This is a genomic window from Vibrio sp. S12_S33, assembly GCF_963889785.1.
GTDB lineage: Bacteria > Pseudomonadota > Gammaproteobacteria > Enterobacterales > Vibrionaceae > Vibrio > Vibrio aestuarianus.
The window spans coordinates 1-22,277 of the sequence record NZ_CAWPQZ010000010.1 but is presented as its reverse complement, the minus strand read 5'-3'; the positions used below and the strand labels follow the sequence as shown (position 1 = coordinate 22,277).

The 22,277-nt window shown below is 44.0% G+C and carries 21 protein-coding genes and 1 other RNA gene; 17 read left to right on the top strand and 5 right to left on the bottom strand.

What is annotated here, in order from left to right; all coding sequences use genetic code 11:
• Window positions 1-5: 5 nt before the first annotated feature.
• Window positions 6-479, top strand: coding sequence for a ClpXP protease specificity-enhancing factor (gene sspB, locus AACW06_RS06715; protein WP_192074502.1), 474 nt, complete (start codon window positions 6-8; stop codon window positions 477-479).
• 80 nt (window positions 480-559) lie between these two features.
• Here sspB and AACW06_RS06710 read toward each other — a convergent pair whose 3' ends face one another.
• The 4 genes from AACW06_RS06710 to AACW06_RS06695 are packed head-to-tail and all read right to left on the bottom strand — an operon-like array spanning window position 560 to window position 3,887.
• A complete protein-coding gene (locus AACW06_RS06710; RefSeq protein ID WP_192074501.1) occupies window positions 560-1,129 on the bottom strand; it encodes a BON domain-containing protein in 570 nt (189 codons plus the stop codon).
• Window positions 1,130-1,132: 3 nt separating this feature from the next.
• Window positions 1,133-1,723 (bottom strand): phosphoheptose isomerase, encoded by a 591-nt coding sequence (locus AACW06_RS06705; protein ID WP_192074500.1) that lies wholly within the window; start codon window positions 1,721-1,723, stop codon window positions 1,133-1,135.
• Window positions 1,724-1,726: 3 nt separating this feature from the next.
• Entirely contained in the window at window positions 1,727-2,137 is a 411-nt protein-coding gene (locus AACW06_RS06700) for a YraN family protein (RefSeq protein WP_192074499.1), read from the bottom strand.
• A complete protein-coding gene (locus AACW06_RS06695) occupies window positions 2,082-3,887 on the bottom strand; it encodes a penicillin-binding protein activator (RefSeq protein WP_192074555.1) in 1,806 nt (601 codons plus the stop codon). The genes AACW06_RS06700 and AACW06_RS06695 overlap by 56 nt, the downstream gene beginning before the upstream one ends.
• Before the next feature lie 69 nt (window positions 3,888-3,956).
• On the opposite strand from AACW06_RS06695, the gene rsmI reads away from it, so the two are divergent.
• From rsmI to lpxC, 16 genes are all read left to right on the top strand, one after another.
• On the top strand, window positions 3,957-4,823 hold the full coding sequence (gene rsmI / locus AACW06_RS06690; RefSeq protein ID WP_053310773.1) for a 16S rRNA (cytidine(1402)-2'-O)-methyltransferase: 867 nt from the start codon (window positions 3,957-3,959) through the stop codon (window positions 4,821-4,823).
• A gap of 107 nt (window positions 4,824-4,930) precedes the next feature.
• Window positions 4,931-5,334, top strand: an RNA gene (gene rnpB, locus AACW06_RS06685) — RNase P RNA component class A.
• Window positions 5,335-5,585: 251 nt separating this feature from the next.
• Window positions 5,586-6,536 (top strand): 16S rRNA (cytosine(1402)-N(4))-methyltransferase RsmH, encoded by a 951-nt coding sequence (gene rsmH, locus AACW06_RS06680; protein ID WP_192074498.1) that lies wholly within the window; start codon window positions 5,586-5,588, stop codon window positions 6,534-6,536.
• Window positions 6,537-6,539: 3 nt separating this feature from the next.
• Window positions 6,540-6,857: a cell division protein FtsL gene (ftsL, locus tag AACW06_RS06675; RefSeq protein WP_053310775.1), complete on the top strand. Its 318-nt coding sequence runs from the start codon at window positions 6,540-6,542 to the stop codon at window positions 6,855-6,857.
• Window positions 6,854-8,584 (top strand): penicillin-binding transpeptidase domain-containing protein, encoded by a 1,731-nt coding sequence (locus AACW06_RS06670; protein ID WP_192074497.1) that lies wholly within the window; start codon window positions 6,854-6,856, stop codon window positions 8,582-8,584. Before ftsL ends, AACW06_RS06670 begins: the two co-directional genes overlap by 4 nt.
• 15 nt (window positions 8,585-8,599) lie before the next feature.
• Window positions 8,600-10,087, top strand: a complete 1,488-nt coding sequence (murE, locus tag AACW06_RS06665) for a UDP-N-acetylmuramoyl-L-alanyl-D-glutamate--2,6-diaminopimelate ligase (RefSeq protein WP_192074496.1) — start codon at window positions 8,600-8,602, stop codon at window positions 10,085-10,087.
• The gene (locus AACW06_RS06660) at window positions 10,084-11,445 is read left to right on the top strand and encodes a UDP-N-acetylmuramoyl-tripeptide--D-alanyl-D-alanine ligase (RefSeq protein ID WP_192074495.1); all 1,362 of its coding nucleotides are present in this window, start codon (window positions 10,084-10,086) and stop codon (window positions 11,443-11,445) included. Before murE ends, AACW06_RS06660 begins: the two co-directional genes overlap by 4 nt.
• On the top strand, window positions 11,442-12,524 hold the full coding sequence (gene mraY / locus AACW06_RS06655; RefSeq protein WP_192074494.1) for a phospho-N-acetylmuramoyl-pentapeptide-transferase: 1,083 nt from the start codon (window positions 11,442-11,444) through the stop codon (window positions 12,522-12,524). Before AACW06_RS06660 ends, mraY begins: the two co-directional genes overlap by 4 nt.
• A 23-nt stretch (window positions 12,525-12,547) precedes the next feature.
• Window positions 12,548-13,879: a UDP-N-acetylmuramoyl-L-alanine--D-glutamate ligase gene (gene murD / locus AACW06_RS06650; RefSeq protein WP_443262980.1), complete on the top strand. Its 1,332-nt coding sequence runs from the start codon at window positions 12,548-12,550 to the stop codon at window positions 13,877-13,879.
• A gap of 30 nt (window positions 13,880-13,909) precedes the next feature.
• Complete coding sequence (gene ftsW, locus AACW06_RS06645; protein WP_192074554.1) at window positions 13,910-15,094, top strand: cell division protein FtsW; 1,185 nt, start codon at window positions 13,910-13,912, stop codon at window positions 15,092-15,094.
• Entirely contained in the window at window positions 15,081-16,142 is a 1,062-nt protein-coding gene (gene murG, locus AACW06_RS06640) for an undecaprenyldiphospho-muramoylpentapeptide beta-N-acetylglucosaminyltransferase (protein WP_192074492.1), read from the top strand. The genes ftsW and murG overlap by 14 nt, the downstream gene beginning before the upstream one ends.
• A gap of 12 nt (window positions 16,143-16,154) precedes the next feature.
• Complete coding sequence (murC, locus tag AACW06_RS06635; protein ID WP_192074491.1) at window positions 16,155-17,615, top strand: UDP-N-acetylmuramate--L-alanine ligase; 1,461 nt, start codon at window positions 16,155-16,157, stop codon at window positions 17,613-17,615.
• A 183-nt stretch (window positions 17,616-17,798) separates the two neighbouring features.
• Window positions 17,799-18,581, top strand: a complete 783-nt coding sequence (locus tag AACW06_RS06630; RefSeq protein ID WP_443262977.1) for a cell division protein FtsQ/DivIB — start codon at window positions 17,799-17,801, stop codon at window positions 18,579-18,581.
• Window positions 18,574-19,836 (top strand): cell division protein FtsA, encoded by a 1,263-nt coding sequence (gene ftsA, locus AACW06_RS06625; RefSeq protein ID WP_053310784.1) that lies wholly within the window; start codon window positions 18,574-18,576, stop codon window positions 19,834-19,836. Before AACW06_RS06630 ends, ftsA begins: the two co-directional genes overlap by 8 nt.
• Window positions 19,837-19,866: 30 nt before the next feature.
• Window positions 19,867-21,090, top strand: coding sequence for a cell division protein FtsZ (ftsZ, locus tag AACW06_RS06620; RefSeq protein WP_192074490.1), 1,224 nt, complete (start codon window positions 19,867-19,869; stop codon window positions 21,088-21,090).
• Between the two features lie 97 nt (window positions 21,091-21,187).
• Window positions 21,188-22,105 carry a UDP-3-O-acyl-N-acetylglucosamine deacetylase gene (gene lpxC / locus AACW06_RS06615; protein ID WP_192074489.1) on the top strand — a complete coding sequence of 306 codons (918 nt, stop codon included), beginning with the start codon at window positions 21,188-21,190 and terminating at the stop codon, window positions 22,103-22,105.
• Window positions 22,106-22,153: 48 nt separating this feature from the next.
• On the opposite strand, the gene AACW06_RS06610 is transcribed toward lpxC, so the two are convergent.
• Window positions 22,154-22,277: transposase (locus AACW06_RS06610; RefSeq protein WP_192074488.1), on the bottom strand; the 124-nt coding region annotated here is incomplete at its 5' end.

The window sequence follows — 22,277 nt, the reverse complement described above, 5'->3', positions numbered from 1 at the left end:
GTTTGATGGATATCGCCCAAATGACCCCTCGCCGACCGTATATGCTACGCGCATTCTATGATTGGTTGCTAGAAAATGAGCTGACTCCTCATGTGGTTGTTGATGCAACCCTTGATGGTGTACGTGTTCCTATGGAATTTGTACAAGACGGACAAATAATCCTAAATCTAGCACCAAGAGCGATTGGTAATCTTGAGCTGGGTAATGATGCGATTACCTTTAATGCTCGCTTCGGTGGACGACCACATTCGGTAATTGTTCCTTTATATGCGGTACAAGCAATTTATGCTCGTGAAAACGGAGCAGGGACCATGTTTGAACCAGAAGATGCGTACATAAATGCGATTGAGTCTGGTATGTCAGAGGTTTCTGAAGATGAAGAATTAACGTTTGACGTTATTCCTGATTCAGGTGAATCAATGACAACCGAAGAAGCTTCTCGTCCAAGAGGCAAGCCTAGTCTTCGTGTTGTTAAGTAAGCTAATTTCTAGGTTATCAATACAAAAAAGCAGCGATTTTCGCTGCTTTTTTTCATCCTAATATTTGCTTTAAAGGCGGGTTATTCGCTGTATTGAAAAGCCTTTACCACTTGTTTTACCCCAGAGATATTTCGGGCAATGTCTGTGGCAAGCTCAGCGTGTTCTGCCGATACGTAACCGAGCAAAAATACTTCTCTATTTTCTGTGATTACTTTAATTTTGATGGTGTTCAATTCAGAATTTGCCAATAAGGAAGATTTTACTTTGGTGGTAATCCAACTATCGTTACTGATTTCCCCAAGCGATAAAGGTGCTTTTATCCGGACTTGGTTGTGAATGACTTTGACGCCTTTTGTTTCACGCGCTTTCTGCTCAAAATCACTCAGTAACTCAGATGTTTCTGATTGCCCCATCAATATAACCGTACCTTGATACGAGCTTGCAGTGATGCGAGTTTTTCCCTTGAATGGCGCTTTATTGGCAATGCCTGCGACTTCAAATTCGATATTGTTATCATTCCAAATTTCTTGAGTGGTACGTGGGTCGGTTACTATATTTGCTGTTGTTGCTGCGCCAACAATAATAACGCCAGCACAACCAGATACAGCAAAGCTCAGTAGTAGTATGAGTGAAAATTTTAATGTTTTCATTGTCTATTCCTCATGAGCAGGGAAGAGCACTTGATCAATTAAATCACACAAACAGTGTAGAGTGACCATATGAACTTCGTGAATGCGAGCTGTGCGTTGCGATGGAATACGAATTTCGACATCATTTTCGCCTAATAGTCCTGCCATTTCACCACCATCCTTACCAGTTAGTGCAATGATAGTCATGTCTCGTGTAACGGCGGCTTCCATCGCCTTGATGATGTTTTTGCTGTTACCGCTGGTGGATATTGCCAACAAAATATCACCAGGTTGTCCAAATGCGCGAACCTGTTTAGAAAATATTTCTTGGTAATGGTAGTCATTAGCGATAGCGGTCAGCGTAGTATTGTCAGTCGTTAAAGCGATAGCGGGTAAACTTGGACGTTCGGTTTCAAAACGGTTGAGTAAACACGAAGCAAAAAGTTGCGCGTTTGCAGAAGAGCCTCCGTTACCACAGCATAAAATTTTATGACCATTGAGCAGTGTCGCCACCATTGCTTGCGCTGCATGGGTAATGGCATCCGGTAGTGCTTCCGCTGCCGCAATTTGAATTTGAATGCTTTCTGTAAAACTATCTTTAATGCTGTCTAGCATCGATTATCCTTGAGTAATTGCGTTTTTAATCCACTCGATATGCTGATCATTATGATGAATCGCTATCACATCGAACCGAAAATCTGTGTCATAAGGCGAGAGCCCATGTTTGAGCAACCATAAGTTTGCTGTTTTTACTAACTTGGTCATTTTTGCTGCGGTCACCATTTCAGCGGCATGTCCGTGGTTCTGGTTCTTTCGATACTTCACTTCTACGAATATGATCGTCTTTTTTTCGCGCATAATAAGGTCAATTTCACCCGTTTTGGTCGTGAAGTTTTGTTCTATAAAGCTCAAACCACAGCGCTGCAAATATTGCTTTGCTGTGGTTTCATAGTGTTGGCCTAATGCTCGACGGCTAAAGAGCACTACGCTCAGCCCAACTGATTTCTCTTTGCACAATGCATTGGTCATTAATGCTCAGTGTGCCGGTCTTTCCTTGAATGCTATATCCTTCGACCACTTTCATTTGCGGTAATTCTACCATTAATTGATAAGCGTCCATTCCTAGCGCCTGTAGGCGTCGCTCGGTGTTAGAACTTTTTGGCCACAATTGATCCATTTGGCTATCTAGCTGAGGATTTGGATGGATCAGTAATGGAATGTCACTGTAAGTGACACCACTTAGATCTTCATATTGTTTGTTGCCACTGTTACTACGGGAATTAGAAAATAACTTCGGTGGCGTTGCATCTGGGTTAATTGCCACTTCGATAAACGGCTTGATTAAAGTAAGTTCAGCACTGTTAGCAACGATATACACAGAATCAATGTCACGACGGCTACGAGGTTGACTTTCTAGGTCAATTCCCACCAGCGCATCCATTTGTGCAATGTTTTGTTGGCTATCTTGCAACCCAAAAACGGTATTGATATTACGTTGCAGTTGTCGCTTATCACCAAATAGATTGACCGCTACTTTATTTTTACTGTATTTGCGCCACTCGCTATTGAATGCCTCGACTACGCGTTGCCCATAATTACCTTGAGGCGCCAGAATAAGTGGGTATTGATAGCCTTGGCTAAAGAGGTATTTAGCGGCTTGTTCCACTTCTTGTTCTGGTGATAGAGCTAGATAACATGTATTTACGCCTTCTTCCACTTGATCCGGTATATTCAATGCGAGTGTTGGAATGGATGCTAAACGTGCTTGCTGCAACTTATGCAGATTTTCGATATTGGCTTTGATCAATGGCCCTACGACAAAGTCGATATTCTTTTCAATCAGTTGAGCATCAACATCTGCCGCATCTTCAGCATGGGTATCAATCACAGTTAATGTGGCGTTGGTATCACGATCTTTGTCATTCATCATCGCCATAATAAAGCCATCTCGGATTAGTTGTGCTTGCTTAGCAAACTTACCCGATAGCGGCAGTAATAATGCGGTGTTGGTTGGTTTTATGATCTCTAAAGACAAAATATCTTGAATGGCCTTAGGAGTGTAAATTACTGCTGGATGCGTACTATTTTCTGCCAACCATTGTTCTAACGTGTTCTTTAATTGCGGAATATTGCCGTTCAATGTTTTCATATACACAGCAAGTTGCAACCAACCATCTAGGATATTTTCACTCACATCGGTGGTGAGTGTTGTGATGGTATTGGTGTTGTAATGATTGAGATTAAGCCAGATCTGATCGGCTATCGCTTCTTGCTGAGCATTATCAACATAGTCTGCGAGAGCGACCAGTTCGCGGCTGGAATCAAAAGGACGACCAAGGGCGGTAAAAATATCGGCACGTGTTTGGTGATATTGTGCCCAGGTCTCTGGTGTTAGTTTCCACCATGCTTGGAAATTAAGTTGTGACAGAGCTTGCTCTAATTGTTCATCATTAATGAATAGTTGTGCTCGTGCTAATTGCCATTCTGCTTGCTGCGCTTCGGACAACGACTGCTTTGATATACGCTTAATTAAAAGTTGAGCCTGCTCATTATTATTTTCGTTGATGGTGGCTTTAAGTGCCATGATCAACAAATCATTTTGCAGTGAACCTTGGCTGCTATCAGCTTGCATCAAGTAGCTTTGCACTGACTGCATTGGATCTTGAGTGATATCCACAGAAGTCGGTGCTGAAGGATTAGACGAACAAGCCGCCAAAGCCATTGCTAATGCAACGGGAGTGAGTAAGCGTGGTACACTGAGTCTCGGATGGTTCTTCATAGCCATGAGTTCTTTCGTTATTCCGTGTAAAATTGTCTCTATATTAATCGTTGAAGTGATGGTAAACAAATGACAGATAGCAAAACCTTGCCAGCAGAGATCCCAACTCTCTACATTGTTCCTACGCCAATTGGTAATTTGGGCGATATTACCCAGCGTGCCATCGAGGTACTTTCAAGTGTTGATGTTATCGCTGCGGAAGACACACGCCATACAGGCAGACTTCTCGCTCACTTCAATATCCCAACTAAAACCTTTGCCCTGCATGATCACAACGAACAACAAAAAGCACAAGTGTTAGTCGATAAATTATTATCGGGGCAATCCATCGCATTGGTTTCGGATGCGGGAACGCCACTTATCAGTGACCCAGGATACCATCTTGTCAATCAATGTCGTCAAGCAGGTGTTAGAGTTGTGCCATTGCCCGGTGCATGTGCGGTAATAACAGCATTGAGCGCTTCTGGTTTGCCTTCTGACCGCTTTAGTTTTGAAGGTTTCTTACCACCGAAAAGTAAAGGCCGTAAAGACAAGTTTTTAGAGATAGCGAAAGCAGAGCGCACTTGTATTTTCTATGAATCACCGCATCGAATCACGGAATCTTTACAAGATATGTTGGATATTTTAGGCCCAGAGCGTGAAGTGGTGATAGCGCGAGAGCTAACCAAAACATTTGAAACGATCCAAGGGTTACCGTTAGGGGAATTGATCCCGTGGATCAACGAAGATGAAAACCGTAAACGTGGTGAAATGGTGCTACTTATCCATGGTCACCGAGAAAATGCGAACGACGAATTGCCCGATGAGGCACTAAGAACGCTAACCATTTTGAGCAAAGAGTTGCCTTTAAAGAAAGCAGCAGCTTTGACGGCTGAAATTTATAACTTGAAAAAGAACGCTCTGTATAAATGGGGGCTTGAGAATTTTCAGTCATAACGTTTATTACACGTCGATGATGAATATTTGAACACTTAAACTCAAATTAATGGCTTAAATCGTTTCAGCCTAGACACTGCATACCTTTCTCTATACAATCCGCCCTCGGAGTTGACTGGGTAGTCGCTGCTTCATTGATGTCCCTTAGCCTTGTGCTGGGGAGACTGATGGAGGGGAGGAAAGTCCGGGCTCCATAGAGCAGGGTGCCAGGTAACGCCTGGGGGGCGCAAGCCTACGACAAGTGCAGCAGAGAGAAGACCGCCGATGGCCCTATTTCTTCGGAATGGGAACAGGTAAGGGTGAAAGGGTGCGGTAAGAGCGCACCGTGCGTCTGGCAACAGTTCGTAGCAAGGTAAACTCCACCCGGAGCAAGACCAAATAGGCTTCCACGTTGCGTTGCTCGCGTAAGGAAGCGGGTAGGTTGCTTGAGCCAGTGAGCGATTGCTGGCCTAGACGAATGGCTACTGCCGCGCAAGCGGAACAGAACCCGGCTTATACGTCAACTCCACCTATTCGAGACCCATCATAACACTTGTGGTTATGATGGGTTTTTTGCTTTTTATTGACGAAAATTATTTCGTAAGCAATAAACTTAGCGCAATATCACGTGATTCCTAGCGCAAGTGGTAGCGATAGCGCGTGAAATCAGTACACTGATATCATGCGTTTTCGTAAATAACTTGCGGTGAGTAAAATTACGCGTTAGCAGAATTTACCTGTTAGTAGATTGCTATATTCCAGCTTTAGCTTGATGAGACAACAATGACTGAACCTTTCCAACATATTTCTGTACTACTTAACGAATCCATTGATGGTCTCGCCATTAAACCTGATGGTGTATACATTGATGGTACTTTTGGACGCGGTGGTCACAGTCGTACTATTCTTTCTAAATTGGGTGAAAACGGTCGTCTATACAGTATTGACCGTGATCCACAAGCAATTGCTGAAGCTAGTAAAATTAATGATCCGCGCTTTACCATTATTCACGGGCCATTTTCTGGTATTGCAGAATATGCGGAGCGCTATGATTTAGTGGGTAAAGTTGATGGAGTATTGCTTGATTTAGGCGTTTCCTCACCACAACTGGATGATGCTGAACGTGGTTTTAGCTTCATGAAAGATGGCCCATTAGATATGCGTATGGACCCAACGTCAGGTATTCCTGTCTCTCAATGGCTTGCACAAGCTGATTTGGACGACATTACGTGGGTTATTCGTGAGTTTGGTGAAGATAAACATGCTCGTCGTATTGCGAAAGCAATTGTTGCGTACCGTGAAGATGAAGAAAAAGAGCCGCTGACACGAACTGGTCAATTGGCTAAGTTAATTTCTGATGCCGCACCAAAAAGCTTTAAAGAGAAAAAACACCCTGCGACTCGTTCATTCCAAGCTTTTCGTATCTATATCAATAGTGAATTGGAAGAAATCGATACGGCATTAAAAGGCGCGGCCAAAATTTTAGCTCCTCAAGGTCGTTTATCGGTGATCAGTTTCCATTCATTAGAAGATCGCATGGTGAAGCGTTTTATTCGTAAAGAGAGCAAGGGCCCAGAAGTGCCGCATGGGCTTCCATTGACTGAGGTGCAAATTCAGGCATTGGGTTCTGCAAACTTGAAAAATGTGGGTAAAGCCATCATGCCGACAAAAGAAGAAGTCGAACTCAACCCACGCTCACGTAGTTCTGTACTTCGAGTCGCAGAAAAATTGTAATTCATGCCTAAGTCGAATCCCAACCTAGCAAAATTGATTGCACTTGACCTATTAACGGTTGGTCGAGTGCCGCTTATTTTGCTTGCTCTGATTTTTAGCAGTGCGATGGGAGTGGTTTTTATCACTCATCATTCGAGACAAGCGATTTCAGAAAAAGATCAGGCTCTGGTCGAAAGGGAGCGACTTGATAGCGAGTGGCGTAATTTGATCATTGAGGAAACGGCCTTGGCTGAGCATAGTCGAGTACAAAGCCTAGCTAAACAAGATCTAGAGATGAAGCGTCCTGACTCGGATAAAGAAGTGGTGATTACGCTCAAATGAAGAAAAGTAAAACCAAGGCTCAACCTTCGCCACGTCAAGAAAAACAAGCCTCTCCCATTTTAATCCAATGGCGATTTTACCTGATTTTATTTTTTGTTTTCTGCGCGTTTGCCTTGCTTGTTGGCCGAGTGGCATTCATTCAAGTGATTGAACCTGATAATTTGATCCGCGAAGGGGATATGCGTTCGGTGCGTGCTAAAACGTTACAATCAGCGCGTGGCATTATTTCTGACCGTAATGGTGAGCCATTGGCTGTCAGCGTACCAGTTGAAGCGGTATGGGCAGATCCTGTTGCTATTTTTAAAGCTGGTGGGCTTGTTGAGCGTGATCGTTGGTATGCGCTAGCGGATGTGTTGGGTATTAAGCGTGATGAATTACTGAAAAAAATTGAAAGTAATCAGTCGCGTCGTTTTATCTATTTACAGCGTCAAGTTAGTCCTGCAATGGCGAAATACATTCGAGAATTAAAGCTGGCAGGAGTGGGCTTAAAGGCCGAATCACGTCGTTACTATCCTGCAGGTGAAGTCAGTGCGCATTTAATTGGTGTAACCGGTATTGACGGGCATGGCTTAGAAGGCGTTGAGCGCAGTTATGATAAATGGTTAACCGGCGAAGCGGGCAAGCAAGTTATTCGTAAAGACCGTTATGGTCGCGTGGTAGAAAATATTTCGCTTGAAGAGCGTGAAGAAGGTAAACCACTTGAATTGACAATCGATCAACGTTTACAAGCGATTGCTTTTCGCGCAGTGAAACAGGCGGTAGCGGATTATCGTGCGACTTCTGCATCTGCGGTTCTATTGGATGTGAAAACAGGGGCGGTATTGGCGATGGTTAATGCGCCTTCTTACAACCCGAATAATCGTTCTGATTTGCAAAGCTTTAAGATGCGTAACCGCGTCATTACCGATGCTTTTGAGCCAGGCTCAACCGTCAAACCGTTCGTGGTATTAGCCGCATTAGAAAACGGAACCGCGGATGAAAATACCATCATCGATACTGGTGACGGTATTTTACAAATTGGTGGTAGCCGAGTTCGCGACACTTCAAAGGTGGGTAAAGCAAACTTAGCGACCATTTTGAAAAAGTCGAGTAACGTGGGTGTCACTAAACTGGCTTTAGATATGCCGTTAGAAGCACTGCTTGGCATGTATAATTCAGTCGGGTTAGGTGAAGTCTCTGGTCTGAATTTAGTGGGGGAAACAGCCGGCATATTTCCGAACCGTCGTCGTTGGTCAAAATTTGAAATCGCGACCTTAGCGTTTGGTTACGGCTTATCCATTACGCCAATTCAGCTTGCTCATGCTTACGCCACGTTAGGTAATTATGGCAAATATCAACCGATCCACATTATTGAAAATAACCAGCAAGATTTATCTCACCAAGTGATTGATCACGACAATGCTAAAAAAGTATTAGCGATGCTGGAAATGGTAACTCAACCCGGTGGAACCGCGACACAAGCAGCCGTTCCTGGATACAGGATTGCAGCCAAAACGGGTACATCTCGTAAAGCCATTTCCGGTGGCTATGGCGATGAATATTTCGCCTATACCGCAGGTGTTGCGCCTGTTAGTGACCCACGGGTGTCATTAGTGGTGATGGTTAATGAACCACAAGGTGATCAATATTACGGTGGTTCGGTCGCTGGCCCTGTATTTGCTGAAATAATGAAGGGAGCGTTGCAGATTCTCAATGTTGCTCCTGATGAAAACCGATTCCAAAAATAATAAGAGAGAAGCACAATGACGCCGAGTATGTGTTTACAAGATCTCATTTCACCTTGGATTTACCTTAATGGTCATTCTATTTCAACGCTGACAGTGACTCACTTAGAGTTAGATAGTCGCAAAATCGCTTCGGGTGATACCTTTGTTGCCATTATTGGTCATGCTAGTGATGGCCGTCAGTTTATTACTAAAGCCATCCGTAATGGTGCGAATCTTGTGCTGGCACAAGCCTGCGCGCAACACCACCATGCGACGATCGAGGTGGTTGATAGCGTTCCAGTTCTTTACCTTTCTGATTTAAATCAGCATCTATCACAATTAGCTGGGCGTCTTTTTGCTCATTCAACCAATACTTTGATTGGTGTGACGGGCACTAATGGAAAAACCACCATTACTCAATTGATCGTGCAGTGGATTGATTTGCTCGGTAATAAAGCAGCGGTAATGGGCACCACGGGTAATGGTTTTCTTGATAACTTACAACCAGCGGCCAATACCACGGGTAATGCCATTGAAGTGCAGTCGAAAATTTATCAATTGGCTCAGCAAGGGGCACATTACACCGCGTTGGAAGTCTCTTCTCATGGTTTGGCTCAAGGTCGAGTAAAAGATCTAAAATTTGCCATCGGCGTGTTTTCAAACCTTAGCCGCGATCATTTGGATTACCATGGCACGATGGAAGAATACGCTAAAGCGAAGCTTTCTCTTTTTACTCAACATCAATGCCAATTGGCGGTTATTAATGCTGATGATCCTGTTGGGGCTCAATGGCTTGAAACACTTAGCGACGCTATTGCGGTTTCTTTGCATGGTGCGCCTTGCGTTAATAAAGCATTATGGGCAACGCATATTCATTATAGCGACAATGGTATTGAGTTGGCGTTTGATGGTTTGTATGGGCAAGGTCAATTCTTAGTGCCATTAATTGGTGAATTCAACGCTTGTAATGTGCTGCTAGCTTTTGCAACCTTGCTCAGTTTAGGTTTTGACAAGCAAGCACTGATAGATACCGCTCCTTTGCTGACTCCGGTCATTGGGCGAATGGAATTATTCCAATCACCTCAAAAAGCTAAAATAGTAGTTGATTACGCTCATACGCCAGATGCCTTAGAAAAAGCACTGAGTGCATTGCGAGTGCATTGCCAAGGCCAACTTTGGGCCATTTTTGGCTGCGGTGGTGACAGAGATAAAGGCAAACGACCGATGATGGCGGAAATTGCTGAACGTTGTGCTGACCGTGTTATTTTGACCGACGATAACCCTCGTAGCGAAGATCCTGCACAAATTGTGCAAGACATGCTGGCTGGGTTGAAGGACCCACAACGCGCGCACGTTGAACACAGCCGCTATGCTGCGGTTAGGTTTGCTCTTACGAATGCTAATCAGCAGGATATCATTCTGTTAGCAGGTAAAGGACATGAAGATTATCAAGTGATGGCCAATGAAACCATTCACTACTCAGATCGAGAATCAGCACAAACTTTACTGGAGATAGACGCATGATCGAAGTATCCCTACAACAGTTAACTTCAGTATTGGATGCTCAGCTTATTGGCGAAAATAAGCTGATTTCATCGATTTCTACCGATACAAGAAAAATTGACCAAGGTGCGTTGTTTATCGCTTTAGTGGGCGAAAAATTTGATGCTCACGATTTTGCTACGCAAGCCGTTGATGGTGGTGCTGGTGCTTTATTGGTGCAGCGTGAGTTGAACGTAGCCATTCCTCAATTGTTGGTTACCGATACTAAATTAGCATTAGGCCAACTTGCAGCTTGGGTGCATGACAGTTGTAAAACGCCGACGGTTGCAATTACGGGCAGTTGTGGCAAAACCACCGTCAAAGAGATGGTGGCTAGCATTATGTCAGCCAAAGGGCGAGTTCTTTTCACTGTGGGTAATTTCAACAATGATATTGGTGTGCCACTAACCTTATTACGCTCAACGCCAGACGATGATTATGCCGTTATTGAGTTAGGCGCTAATCATATTGGCGAGATTGCTTACACGACATCATTAGTCAAACCGCTGGCGGCAGTGGTGAATAATGTAGCCGCTGCCCATTTAGAAGGGTTTGGTTCAATTGATGGTGTTAAACAGGCAAAAGGCGAAATCTACCAAGGTCTTGCTCTGGGGGCGACAGCCATTGTTAATTTGGATAGCCAAGGAAATGAATGTTGGCATTCTGTATTGGCAGATAAAAAGGTAAAAACCTTTTCGGTTGCTAATCAGCTAGCGGACTTCTGGGCGAAAGATATTCGACTGAATGAAAATAGTGAAGCTTGCTTCGAGATGGTTACGCCCGTTGGTCATATTGATATTCAGTTGGGGATTGTGGGCCAACACAATGTATCGAATGCTCTTTCTGCTGCGGCTTTAGCCTTAGAGTTAGGGGCTACGTCAAGTGAAATACAGCATGGTTTGGCACATTTAGCCAAAGTGCAAGGGCGGGTGGATGTATCGCAGTTAACACAGAATATCAAACTGATTGATGATAGCTATAACGCTAGCGTACCAGCGATGAAAGCCGCTATTGATCTACTTGGCAGTTTTTCTGCAAAGCGTTGGTTAATTTTAGGTAATATGGCGGAGTTAGGCGAGGAAAGCCTTGCACTTCACCGTCAAGTCGGTGAACATGCTGCCCCATTCCAGTTTGAAAATGTCCTTACTTATGGTCACGATACAAAAGTGATCAGTGAGGTGTGTCATGGTAGACATTTTGAAAACCATGCGGACATGATTGCGTATATCGAGCAGCAGTTATCACAATCAGATCAAGACTCTCATATCTTATTAGTAAAAGGCGCAAATAGCGCAGGTATGGGGAAAGTCGCGGCTGCTCTTAAGGAGAAATACTCATGATTATTTGGCTTGCGGATATGCTCCAGCCATACTTCTCATTTTTTCGTTTGTTCGAATATCTCTCGTTTCGGGCCATTGTCAGTATCTTAACGGCGCTTAGTTTGTCGTTATGGATGGGACCTCGCTTAATTAAGCGTTTGCAACTGTTGCAAATTGGTCAGGTCGTACGAAATGACGGCCCAGAATCCCATTTCAGCAAACGCGGAACACCGACCATGGGCGGTGTTATGATCCTCGCCTCCATTGTCATTACCGTGCTGTTGTGGACTGATCTATCCAACCCTTATGTTTGGGCTGTATTGGCGGTGTTGCTTGGATATGGTGCCGTTGGTTTTGTTGATGATTACCGTAAAGTAGTGCGCAAAAATACCGATGGTTTGATCGCGCGTTGGAAGTATTTTTGGCAGTCAGCGATTGCTTTAGTGGTTGCTTTTGTCTTGTATGCTCATGGTAGTGATACGGCAGCAACTCAACTGGTGGTTCCCTTTTTTAAAGACGTAATGCCACAGCTGGGTTTGCTCTACATTGTGCTTACTTACTTTGTGATTGTTGGAACCAGTAATGCGGTAAACTTAACCGATGGCTTAGATGGTTTGGCTATTATGCCGACTGTATTGGTAGCGGCCGGTTTTGGGGTTATCGCTTGGGCAACAGGTAATGTTAACTTTGCCAATTATTTACATATTCCTTATATCCCTTACACGTCAGAGCTTGTGGTGGTTTGCACCGCGATTGTCGGCGCAGGTTTAGGCTTTCTGTGGTTTAACACTTATCCTGCACAAGTATTTATGGGGGACGTGGGTTCACTCGCTTTAGGTGGTGCACTTGGAACTATTGCTGTATTAGTTCGCCAAGAATTTGTGCTAGTGATCATGGGTGGTGTTTTTGTTATGGAAACATTATCGGTGATTTTGCAGGTCGGTTCTTACAAATTACGTGGACAACGAATTTTCCGTATGGCACCTATCCACCATCACTATGAACTGAAAGGTTGGCCAGAACCTAGAGTGATCGTGCGTTTTTGGATTATCTCTATCGTATTGGTTTTAGTCGGTTTAGCGACACTTAAAGTGCGTTAATAACTCTTCGTCGACAGCGTTAAATGGATGGAAATATGGATCGTTGGCAAGGTATTAAAAATGTTGTGGTAGTAGGGCTCGGTATGACCGGGCTCTCTGTCGTTAATTATCTGCGTCATTTAGACCGTTCATTATCAATTAAAGTGATCGATACTCGAGATAATCCACCAAGCCAAGATCAACTAACTTCTGAGGTTGCTCTACATCACGGCAGTTGGAATCTATCATGGTTACTAGAGGCAGACTTAATTGTTGCAAACCCAGGTATTGCCTTGGCGACCCCAGAGATCCAGCAAGCCATCGCAGCCAATATTCCTGTGATTGGCGATATTGAACTTTTCGCTTGGCAGGTAGATAAACCGGTCATTGCTATCACAGGTTCAAATGGTAAGAGTACCGTGACTGACTTGACTGGAGTACTGGCCAAAGCGGCTGGAGTTAAAGTTGCTGTTGGCGGTAATATTGGAGTACCGGCTTTAGATCTGCTACAAGAAGAGGCAGACCTTTATGTACTGGAGCTGTCGAGCTTTCAACTAGAGACCACATCCAACCTCAAGCTAGTGTCCGCTGCATTTCTGAACCTGACTGAAGATCATATGGATCGCTATGATGGTATGGAGACGTATCGTGATGCGAAACTACGCATTTTTAAACATGCGCAAGCAGCAGTAGTTAATCGAGATGATAGTGCCACTGAGCCTGAAGATTTCTCGGGTAATATCGTTCGCTTCTCAGTTAGTCAAAACGCTGATTATTGCACTCAGATTATTGATGATAAAGAGTTTCTTATTGCCAATGGGCAGCCTGTGTTAGCCAGTAATGAGCTGAGTCTAGTTGGCCGCCATAATATAGCCAACGTGCTGACGGTTATGGCTTTGCTTGATTTGGCGGGTGTCGATTATGCTAATGCACTCGCAGCGTTGAAATCTTACAATGGGTTGACACATCGCTGTCAAGTGGTCGCTGATAATCACGGCGTTAAATGGGTCAATGACTCTAAAGCAACGAATGTGGCCAGTACGCTTGCCGCTTTGTCAGGCTTGGACTGCTCTGGATGCCTGTACCTACTCGTGGGTGGGGTTGGGAAAGGCGCAGATTTTTCACCATTAGCGCCAATACTAGAAACGTTAAATGTTCAACTTTGTTGCTTTGGGGTTGATGGGCAACAGTTTATGCCGCTACATCCTTCGGCAAAGTTTTATGACTCAATGCAAGATATTGTGACCACGATTAAACCTCAGCTATGCCATGGTGATATGGTGATGCTGTCTCCAGCATGCGCAAGCTTTGATCAATTCAAAAACTTCATGGCAAGAGGCGATACGTTTGCTGCTCTTGCTCAGAGTTATGCGTAAGTAAGGACTTGCATTTTGGCTTTTTCAACCATGTTCACGACGACTCGCCATTGGTTCAGGAGCAGTTCTCCTGAAGCTTTGTTCGACCGTCAGTTGGTGTGGATTGCTTTAGGCTTAATGTTAACGGGCCTTGTGATGGTTACGTCCGCGTCTTTTCCTATTAGTTCACGTCTTACCGAACAACCTTTTCACTTTATGTTTCGGCATGCCATTTTCCTCATATTGGCACTTTTAACCTCTTCGGTTGTGTTACAAATACCGATGAAACGTTGGATGCAATACAGTTCTGTCCTGCTGGGTCTCTCTTTTTTGCTGCTTATCGTGGTGTTGATCGCGGGTAAATCGGTTAACGGAGCATCTCGTTGGATACCACTTGGGCTATTCAATCTACAGCCTGCCGAGGTCGCCAAGTTATCATTGTTTATTTTCATGTCTGGGTACTTGGTTCGTAAACACGATGAGGTAAGGCAGACCTTTTTTGGTGGATTTATGAAACCAATCATGGTGTTTGGTACGTTAGCCGCTTTGTTACTTGGCCAGCCAGATTTAGGTACCGTTGTTGTCATGTTGGTGACCTTATTCGGTATGTTGTTTATTGCTGGTGCCAAATTATCGCAATTCATTGCGTTAATGGTGGCTGGGGTTATGGCGGTGATCGGGTTGATTGCCGCAGAGCCTTACCGTATTCGTCGCGTCACCTCTTTTTTGGACCCATGGGAAGACCCATTCGGCAGTGGTTATCAGCTAACGCAATCTTTGATGGCATTCGGCCGTGGAGAATGGTTTGGTCAGGGGCTTGGTAACTCCATTCAAAAACTAGAGTATCTACCAGAAGCACACACTGACTTCGTTTTTGCGGTACTGGCTGAAGAGCTTGGCTTTGTTGGCGTCGTTTTGGTGCTATTACTGATTTTCAGTTTGGTATTAAAAGCGGTGCTTATTGGTAAGAAAGCTTTTGAGCATGATCAGCAATTTGGTGGCTATTTAGCCTTTGGTATCGGCATTTGGTTTGCCTTCCAAACTCTAGTCAATGTCGGTGCTGCTGCAGGTATGGTACCCACTAAAGGATTAACTCTACCTTTGATCAGTTATGGTGGTTCAAGTTTAATTATTATGTCGGTTGCCGTCGCAATCTTGCTTAGAATCGATCACGAATGTCGACTTAAAGATCACAATTTAGTCTCTATAGATAAAGAATCCAATGACAAACAATAAACGTTTAATGGTGATGGCTGGTGGAACGGGAGGGCATGTATTCCCCGGACTGGCTGTAGCCAAACAACTTCAACAGCAAGGTTGGGAAATTCGCTGGTTAGGTACGGCTGATCGTATGGAAGCGGATCTCGTGCCTAAGCATGGTATTGAAATTGATTTTATCAAAGTGAAAGGGTTGCGTGGGCAAGGTGTACTGCGTTTGCTAACCGCCCCTTTTCAAATCATCAATGCGATTTTTCAGGCACGTAGTTACATCAAAAAATGGCAACCTGATGCAGTACTTGGGATGGGTGGATATGTCAGTGGCCCTGGCGGTGTTGCTGCGTGGTCACTGGGGGTTCCTGTTGTACTACATGAACAAAATGCGGTTGCTGGTTTAACCAACCAATGGCTGTCTAAAATTGCCAAACGAGTTTTTCAAGCCTTTCCTGGTGCATTTGTTAATGCCGAAGTTGTCGGTAACCCAGTAAGAGAAGATGTTGCAAACCTTCCTGCCCCTGAAACACGTTTCTTAAATAGAGATGAGCCGATTCGAATTTTAGTGATGGGTGGTAGTCAAGGCGCGCAGATACTGAATCGCTCAATGCCCGAAGTAATGGCTAAGCTTGGTGATGGCTATCAAATATGTCACCAAGCCGGCAAGAATAATCAACAAGCCGTTGAACAAGTTTATCGTGAACTGCAAGTCAACAATGCTCATGTCACCGAGTTTATTGATGACGTTGCTGGTGCCTATGAATGGGCTGATCTGCTAGTCTGTCGTTCTGGGGCATTAACTGTTTCTGAAGTATCTGCAGCCGGTGTTGGCGCTATTTTTATTCCATTCATGCATAAAGATAGACAACAAGCACTCAATGCCGATCACCTAGTGGTTTGTGGTGCAGCAAAAATGATCGAGCAGCCTCAACTAACTATTGATGGTCTTACTGCTCAAATTGCCGAGTTAGATCGCAACCAATTATTGGTTATGGCGATACAAGCACGTGCAGCTGCACAACTTAATGCTGATAAAGTCGTCGCAGACGCCATCATTGCACTTACCCAATAACGAGACCTTTTCATGACCATTAAACATACTCAAGATTTAGCTCAAATCCGCGCTATGGTGCCAGAGATGCGCCGTGTTAAGTGTATCCACTTTGTTGGTATTGGCGGTGCTGGAATGAGTGGTATTGCTGAAGTACTACTGAACGAAGGTTATCAAATTACTGGTTCTGACATGACGTCTAACCCAGTGACTGAACGGTTAGAGAGTAAAGGCGCGACGATTTTTTTCGGCCACCAAGCGAGTAATATTGAACAGGCGAGCGTTGTTGTGGTTTCAACAGCGATCAATGAGCAAAATCCGGAGCTTAAAGCCGCTCGAGAATTGCGTATTCCGATTGTACGTCGAGCAGAAATGCTTGCTGAGCTAATGCGTTTTCGTCATGGTATTGCCGTGGCGGGGACGCATGGCAAAACCACGACCACAGCATTAGTGACTCAAATTTATTCTGAAGCTGGGCTTGATCCAACATTTGTTAATGGTGGGCTGGTGAAAAGTGCAGGTACCAATGCTCGTTTAGGCTCTAGCCGTATTTTAATTGCTGAGGCTGATGAGAGTGATGCTTCATTTTTGCATTTACAACCAATGGTGAGCATTGTTACCAACATTGAAGCTGACCATATGGACACTTATGGTGGTGATTTCGAGACACTGAAGCAAACCTTTATCGACTTTCTGCACAACTTACCGTTTTATGGCCAGGCTATTGTGTGTATCGATGATCCGGTCGTTCGTGAACTTATCCCTAGAATTAGTCGTCAAGTTATTACGTACGGTTTTTCTGAAGATGCAGATGTGCGTATTGAAAGCTATCATCAAAAAGGCCAACAAGGTAAGTTTACGGTAATGCGTAAAGGCAAGGCCAATCTTGATATCACCCTTAATATACCAGGTCGACATAACGCCTTGAATGCGGCGGCAGCTATTGCGGTTGCAACCGAAGATGATATCAGTGATGGTGTGATTTTAACCGCCATGGCGAACACCGAAGGTACTGGTCGTCGATTTGATCATTTAGGCGAATTTGAAACCGGTAATGGTTGCGCGATGTTAGTCGATGATTATGGCCATCACCCAACGGAAGTAGACGTTACCATTAAGGCTGCGCGCAGTGGTTGGCAAGATAAGCGCTTAGTGATGATCTTCCAACCGCATCGCTATAGTCGTACCCGAGATTTATACGATGATTTCGCCAACGTCCTTGAGCAGGTCGATGTGTTACTGATGTTGGATGTTTACTCTGCAGGTGAAAAACCAATCGCAGGCGCTGATGGTCGATCATTATGTCGAACTATCCGTAGTCGAGGCAAAATTGATCCAATTTTTGTACCTGACAGCAAAATTTTGCCATCGGTTCTCGCTAATGTATTGCAAGATGGTGACTTGGTATTGACTCAAGGGGCTGGCGATGTTGGCAAAGTAGCTAAACAGTTAGCTACGCTTGAGCTAAATATCAATAAAATGCAGAAACTTTAATTTATGTAGCTTATTGGTGTATCAATATTGACTAAGATGGTATCAAGTCCTGATTTCTTGCTTTCAATGTTTGATACTTTTAGCTACCTCAGTATAATCCGAAGGTTAAAGTCAGTGCTTTTTACCTCTATTGCTAACTAGATAGGGCATGAGATTGCGATTTGAAAACAGGAACATCAGGCTTTGCTAATCAGTATATTCAATGAAAGCCAGCGTGTATCCCGTTCATCACTAATGAAACAACATGCATTGGGCGGTGTTTTTTTTCTAGTGGTGGTGTTGTTGATTGGTTCTCTTATCTATTCAACATTAAGTTGGATGTGGGATGGCCAGCGATTACCGCTATCAAAAATTGTCTTACAAGGTGAGTTGCAATACGTATCTTCACTAGATGTTCAGCGTGCTCTTGCTAAGTTAGATCATATCGGTACTTTTATGTCACAAGATATTGATGTGCTGCAGTCGAGTGTTAAGGCAATCCCTTGGGTCGCCCATGCCTCAATCCGCAAGCAATGGCCTGATACCGTTAAGGTGTTTTTAACTGAATATCAAGTAACGGCGATCTGGAATGGTAATTCCTTATTAGACGAGCAGGGCACTGTATTCAATGGTGATATTGGTCAACTTAAAGGCGATAAAGTTAAGCTTTATGGCCCCGAAGGAAGTAACCAAGAAGTCTTGGATGTATGGAATAAAACGAACCCTAAATTTCAATCATTAGGGTTAAATATATCTTCACTGGTTCTTAATGAACGCCGAGCTTGGCAAATCATTTTAGATAATGGTATTCGTTTAGAGCTAGGTAAAGAGTCATTAGATGAGCGTATCGCTCGTTTTGTTTCTCTGTATAAGAATTTAGGTAGAAAAGCTGACCAAGTCAGCTATATCGACCTCAGGTATGATACGGGAGCCGCTGTAGGCTGGTTCCCTGAACAAGCGTTAGCACAAGAGAGTACAGATGACTAAGACCGCTGATGACAACATTATTGTTGGTCTTGATATAGGCACTGCAACCGTATCAGCTTTAGTCGGTGAAATACTGCCTGACGGTCAAATTAATATTATTGGCGCTGGAACGAGCCCATCTCGCGGGATGGATAAAGGCGGAGTTAACGATCTTGAATCGGTGGTTAAATCTGTCCAAAGAGCGGTTGATCAAGCTGAATTAATGGCCGAATGCCAAATTAGCACTGTGTTTTTATCTTTATCAGGGAAACATATTGCGAGCCGTATTGAAAAAGGCATGGGAACTATTTCTGATGAAGAAGTTTCTCAAGAAGACATGGATCGAGCGATTCATACGGCAAAGTCTATAAAAATTGGGGAAGAGCAAAGAATATTGCACGTGATTCCTCAAGAATTTACGATTGATTACCAAGAGGGGATTAAAAACCCGCTTGGTTTATCTGGTGTACGCATGGAAGTGAGCGTACATCTTATTTCTTGCCACAATGATATGGCGAGAAATATTATTAAAGCGGTAGAACGTTGTGGCTTGAAAGTTGAGCAACTTGTTTATTCCGGTTTAGCGGCAAGTAATGCAGTGATCACTGAAGATGAACGAGAACTTGGTGTTTGCGTGGTCGATATTGGCGCAGGGACTATGGATATTGCCATCTGGACAGGTGGAGCCTTGCGACATACTGAAGTGTTTTCATACGCAGGAAACGCAGTAACCAGTGATATTGCTTTTGCTTTTGGCACGCCAGTCAGTGATGCTGAAGAAATTAAAGTGAAATATGGCTGTGCGCTGAGCGAACTGGTGAGCAAGGACGATACGGTTAACGTCCCGAGTGTTGGTGGCAGACCGTCAAGAAGTTTGCAAAGGCAAACCTTGTCGGAAGTGATAGAGCCCCGCTACACTGAATTAATGGGGTTAGTTAACCAAACTATCGATACCGTCCAAGATAATTTGCGTAAAAATGGTATAAAACATCATTTAGCTGCTGGTGTGGTTTTAACTGGTGGTGCTGCACAAATTGAAGGATTGGTAGAATGTGCGGAACGTGTTTTCCGCAACCAAGTTAGAGTAGGCAAACCTCTAGAGGTTAGTGGCCTCACAGATTACGTAAAAGAGCCGTATCATTCTACGGCAGTTGGTTTACTTCATTACGCAAAAGATAGTCAAATTAATGATGACACTGAATACAGCGAACCTAAACGCCAATCAATGTCGGGCCTAATTGGTCGTTTGCGTAACTGGATACAAAAAGAGTTTTAACCTGAGTTGCAGGAAAAACGGAGATAACACATGTTTGAACCGATGATGGAAATGTCTGACGATGCTGTAATTAAAGTCGTTGGAGTTGGTGGTGGTGGCGGCAACGCTGTTGAACACATGGTGCGTGAATCCATCGAAGGCGTGGAATTCATCAGTGTCAATACCGATGCTCAAGCACTTCGTAAAACAAGCGTAAGCAGTGTCATTCAAATTGGTGGTGATATCACTAAAGGTTTGGGTGCTGGTGCGAATCCGCAAGTTGGACGTGATGCAGCTCTTGAAGACCGAGAAAGAATTAAAGAAGTTCTGACTGGTGCCGATATGGTATTTATCGCAGCTGGTATGGGCGGTGGTACCGGTACTGGTGCTGCTCCTGTTATTGCAGAAGTAGCAAAAGAACTTGGTATTCTTACGGTTGCTGTTGTGACTAAACCTTTTAGCTTTGAAGGGAAAAAACGCTTAGCTTTTGCTGAGCAAGGAATTGAAGAGTTATCTAAGCATGTTGATTCTCTGATTACCATTCCAAATGAAAAGCTACTTAAAGTATTAGGTCGCGGCATCACCTTACTTGAAGCTTTTGCTAGCGCGAACGACGTACTTAAAAATGCCGTCCAAGGTATTGCTGAGCTAATTACTCGCCCTGGTATGATTAACGTCGACTTTGCTGATGTTCGCACCGTGATGTCTGAAATGGGTCATGCCATGATGGGTAGCGGAGTGGCAAAAGGTGAAGACCGCGCAGAAGAAGCGGCAGAGATGGCAATTTCTAGCCCTCTTTTGGAAGATATTGACCTTGCTGGTGCTCGTGGTGTGCTTGTTAACATTACTGCTGGTTTGGATATGCGCCTAGATGAATTCGAAACGGTGGGTAATACTGTTAAAGCATTCGCTTCTGATAACGCTACGGTTGTTATTGGCACATCATTAGATCCTGATATGGCGGATGAAATTCGCGTGACCGTTGTCGCAACTGGTATTGGTACTGAGAAAAAACCAGATATTACGCTTGTGGCTGGCGGTAAGGCAAAAGTGGCACCAACGGTTCAGACGCAACAAATGGCTCAGCAACAAGCGGCCAAAGTTGAAGAAAAAGCGGCACAGCCTTTGCAGGAAAAAGTTGAGGTAAAACCGCAATCAGCATCGTCGTCAACGGTTTCATCTTCTTCTGGTGCAGGACAAAGCACAGCACCAAAAGCAGAGAAAGAAAGTGGGTACCTAGATATCCCAGCATTTTTACGTCGTCAGGCTGATTGAAAATTAGACATAATTTGACACTGTTCAAAATTATGGTAGCATTCGCGGTCGGTACTTAACTGGCCGTGTTTTGTAGCACTGACATAGAGGCAAGTAGATGATCAGACAACGTACTCTGAAAGAAATAGTGAAAACAACTGGGGTGGGCCTTCACTCTGGTCGTAAAGTCACATTAACGCTTCGACCTGCCGCTGCAAATACGGGAATTATTTACCGCCGTACTGACGTAAATCCTCCGGTTGATTTCCCTGCTGACCCTGAATCTGTTCGTGACACTATGCTGTGTACAGCATTGGTTAATGATCAAGGTATCCGTATTTCTACTGTTGAGCACCTAAATGCGGCGCTTGCAGGCATGGGTATTGATAACATTGTTATCGAAGTTGATGCGCCTGAAATTCCGATCATGGATGGCAGTGCAAGTCCATTTGTGTACTTGTTGCAGCAAGCTGGTATTGAAACATTAAGTTCACCGAAGCGTTTTATTCGTATTAAAAAGCCTGTGCGATTTGAAGACGGAGATAAGTGGGCAGAGTTAGTGCCTCACAACGGCTTCAGAATGGATTTTGAAATTGAATTCCAACACCCTGCGATTGATTCCGATGAGCAACGTATGGTGTTTGATTTTTCTTCACAAGGTTTTGTGAAAGATATTTCAAGAGCTCGTACTTTTGGTTTCATGCGGGATATCGAATATTTGCAATCACAAAACCTTTGTTTAGGTGGTAGTTTTGATTGTGCCATCGTATTGGATGAGTACCGAATCCTTAATGAAGAAGGTCTTCGTTTTGCGAATGAATTTGTTACGCATAAAGTACTTGATGCTATCGGTGACCTTTATATGTGTGGTCATGCAATCATTGGTGAATTCCGTGCCTATAAATCAGGTCATGGGCTCAATAACCAATTATTGCGTGCTGTTCTGGCTGACCAAGAAGCGTGGGAATGGGCGACTTTCGAAGAAGAAGTTGGCTCTCCAGTAGTTTTCGCGGAACCAAATATGGTTCTTGCGTAATAGAACGAATTAATAAAAAGCCAGACAGATGTCTGGCTTTTTTGTGGTTCATCGCGGCTTTCCGGGGAAAGCCGCTTTTATCTTCAAGAAGAAGTAGTCTGTATCTCGATACCCATAACCCATTCGCTTGATTAGCTTTATCTTGTTGTTCATCCCTTCCAGTGTGCAGGTG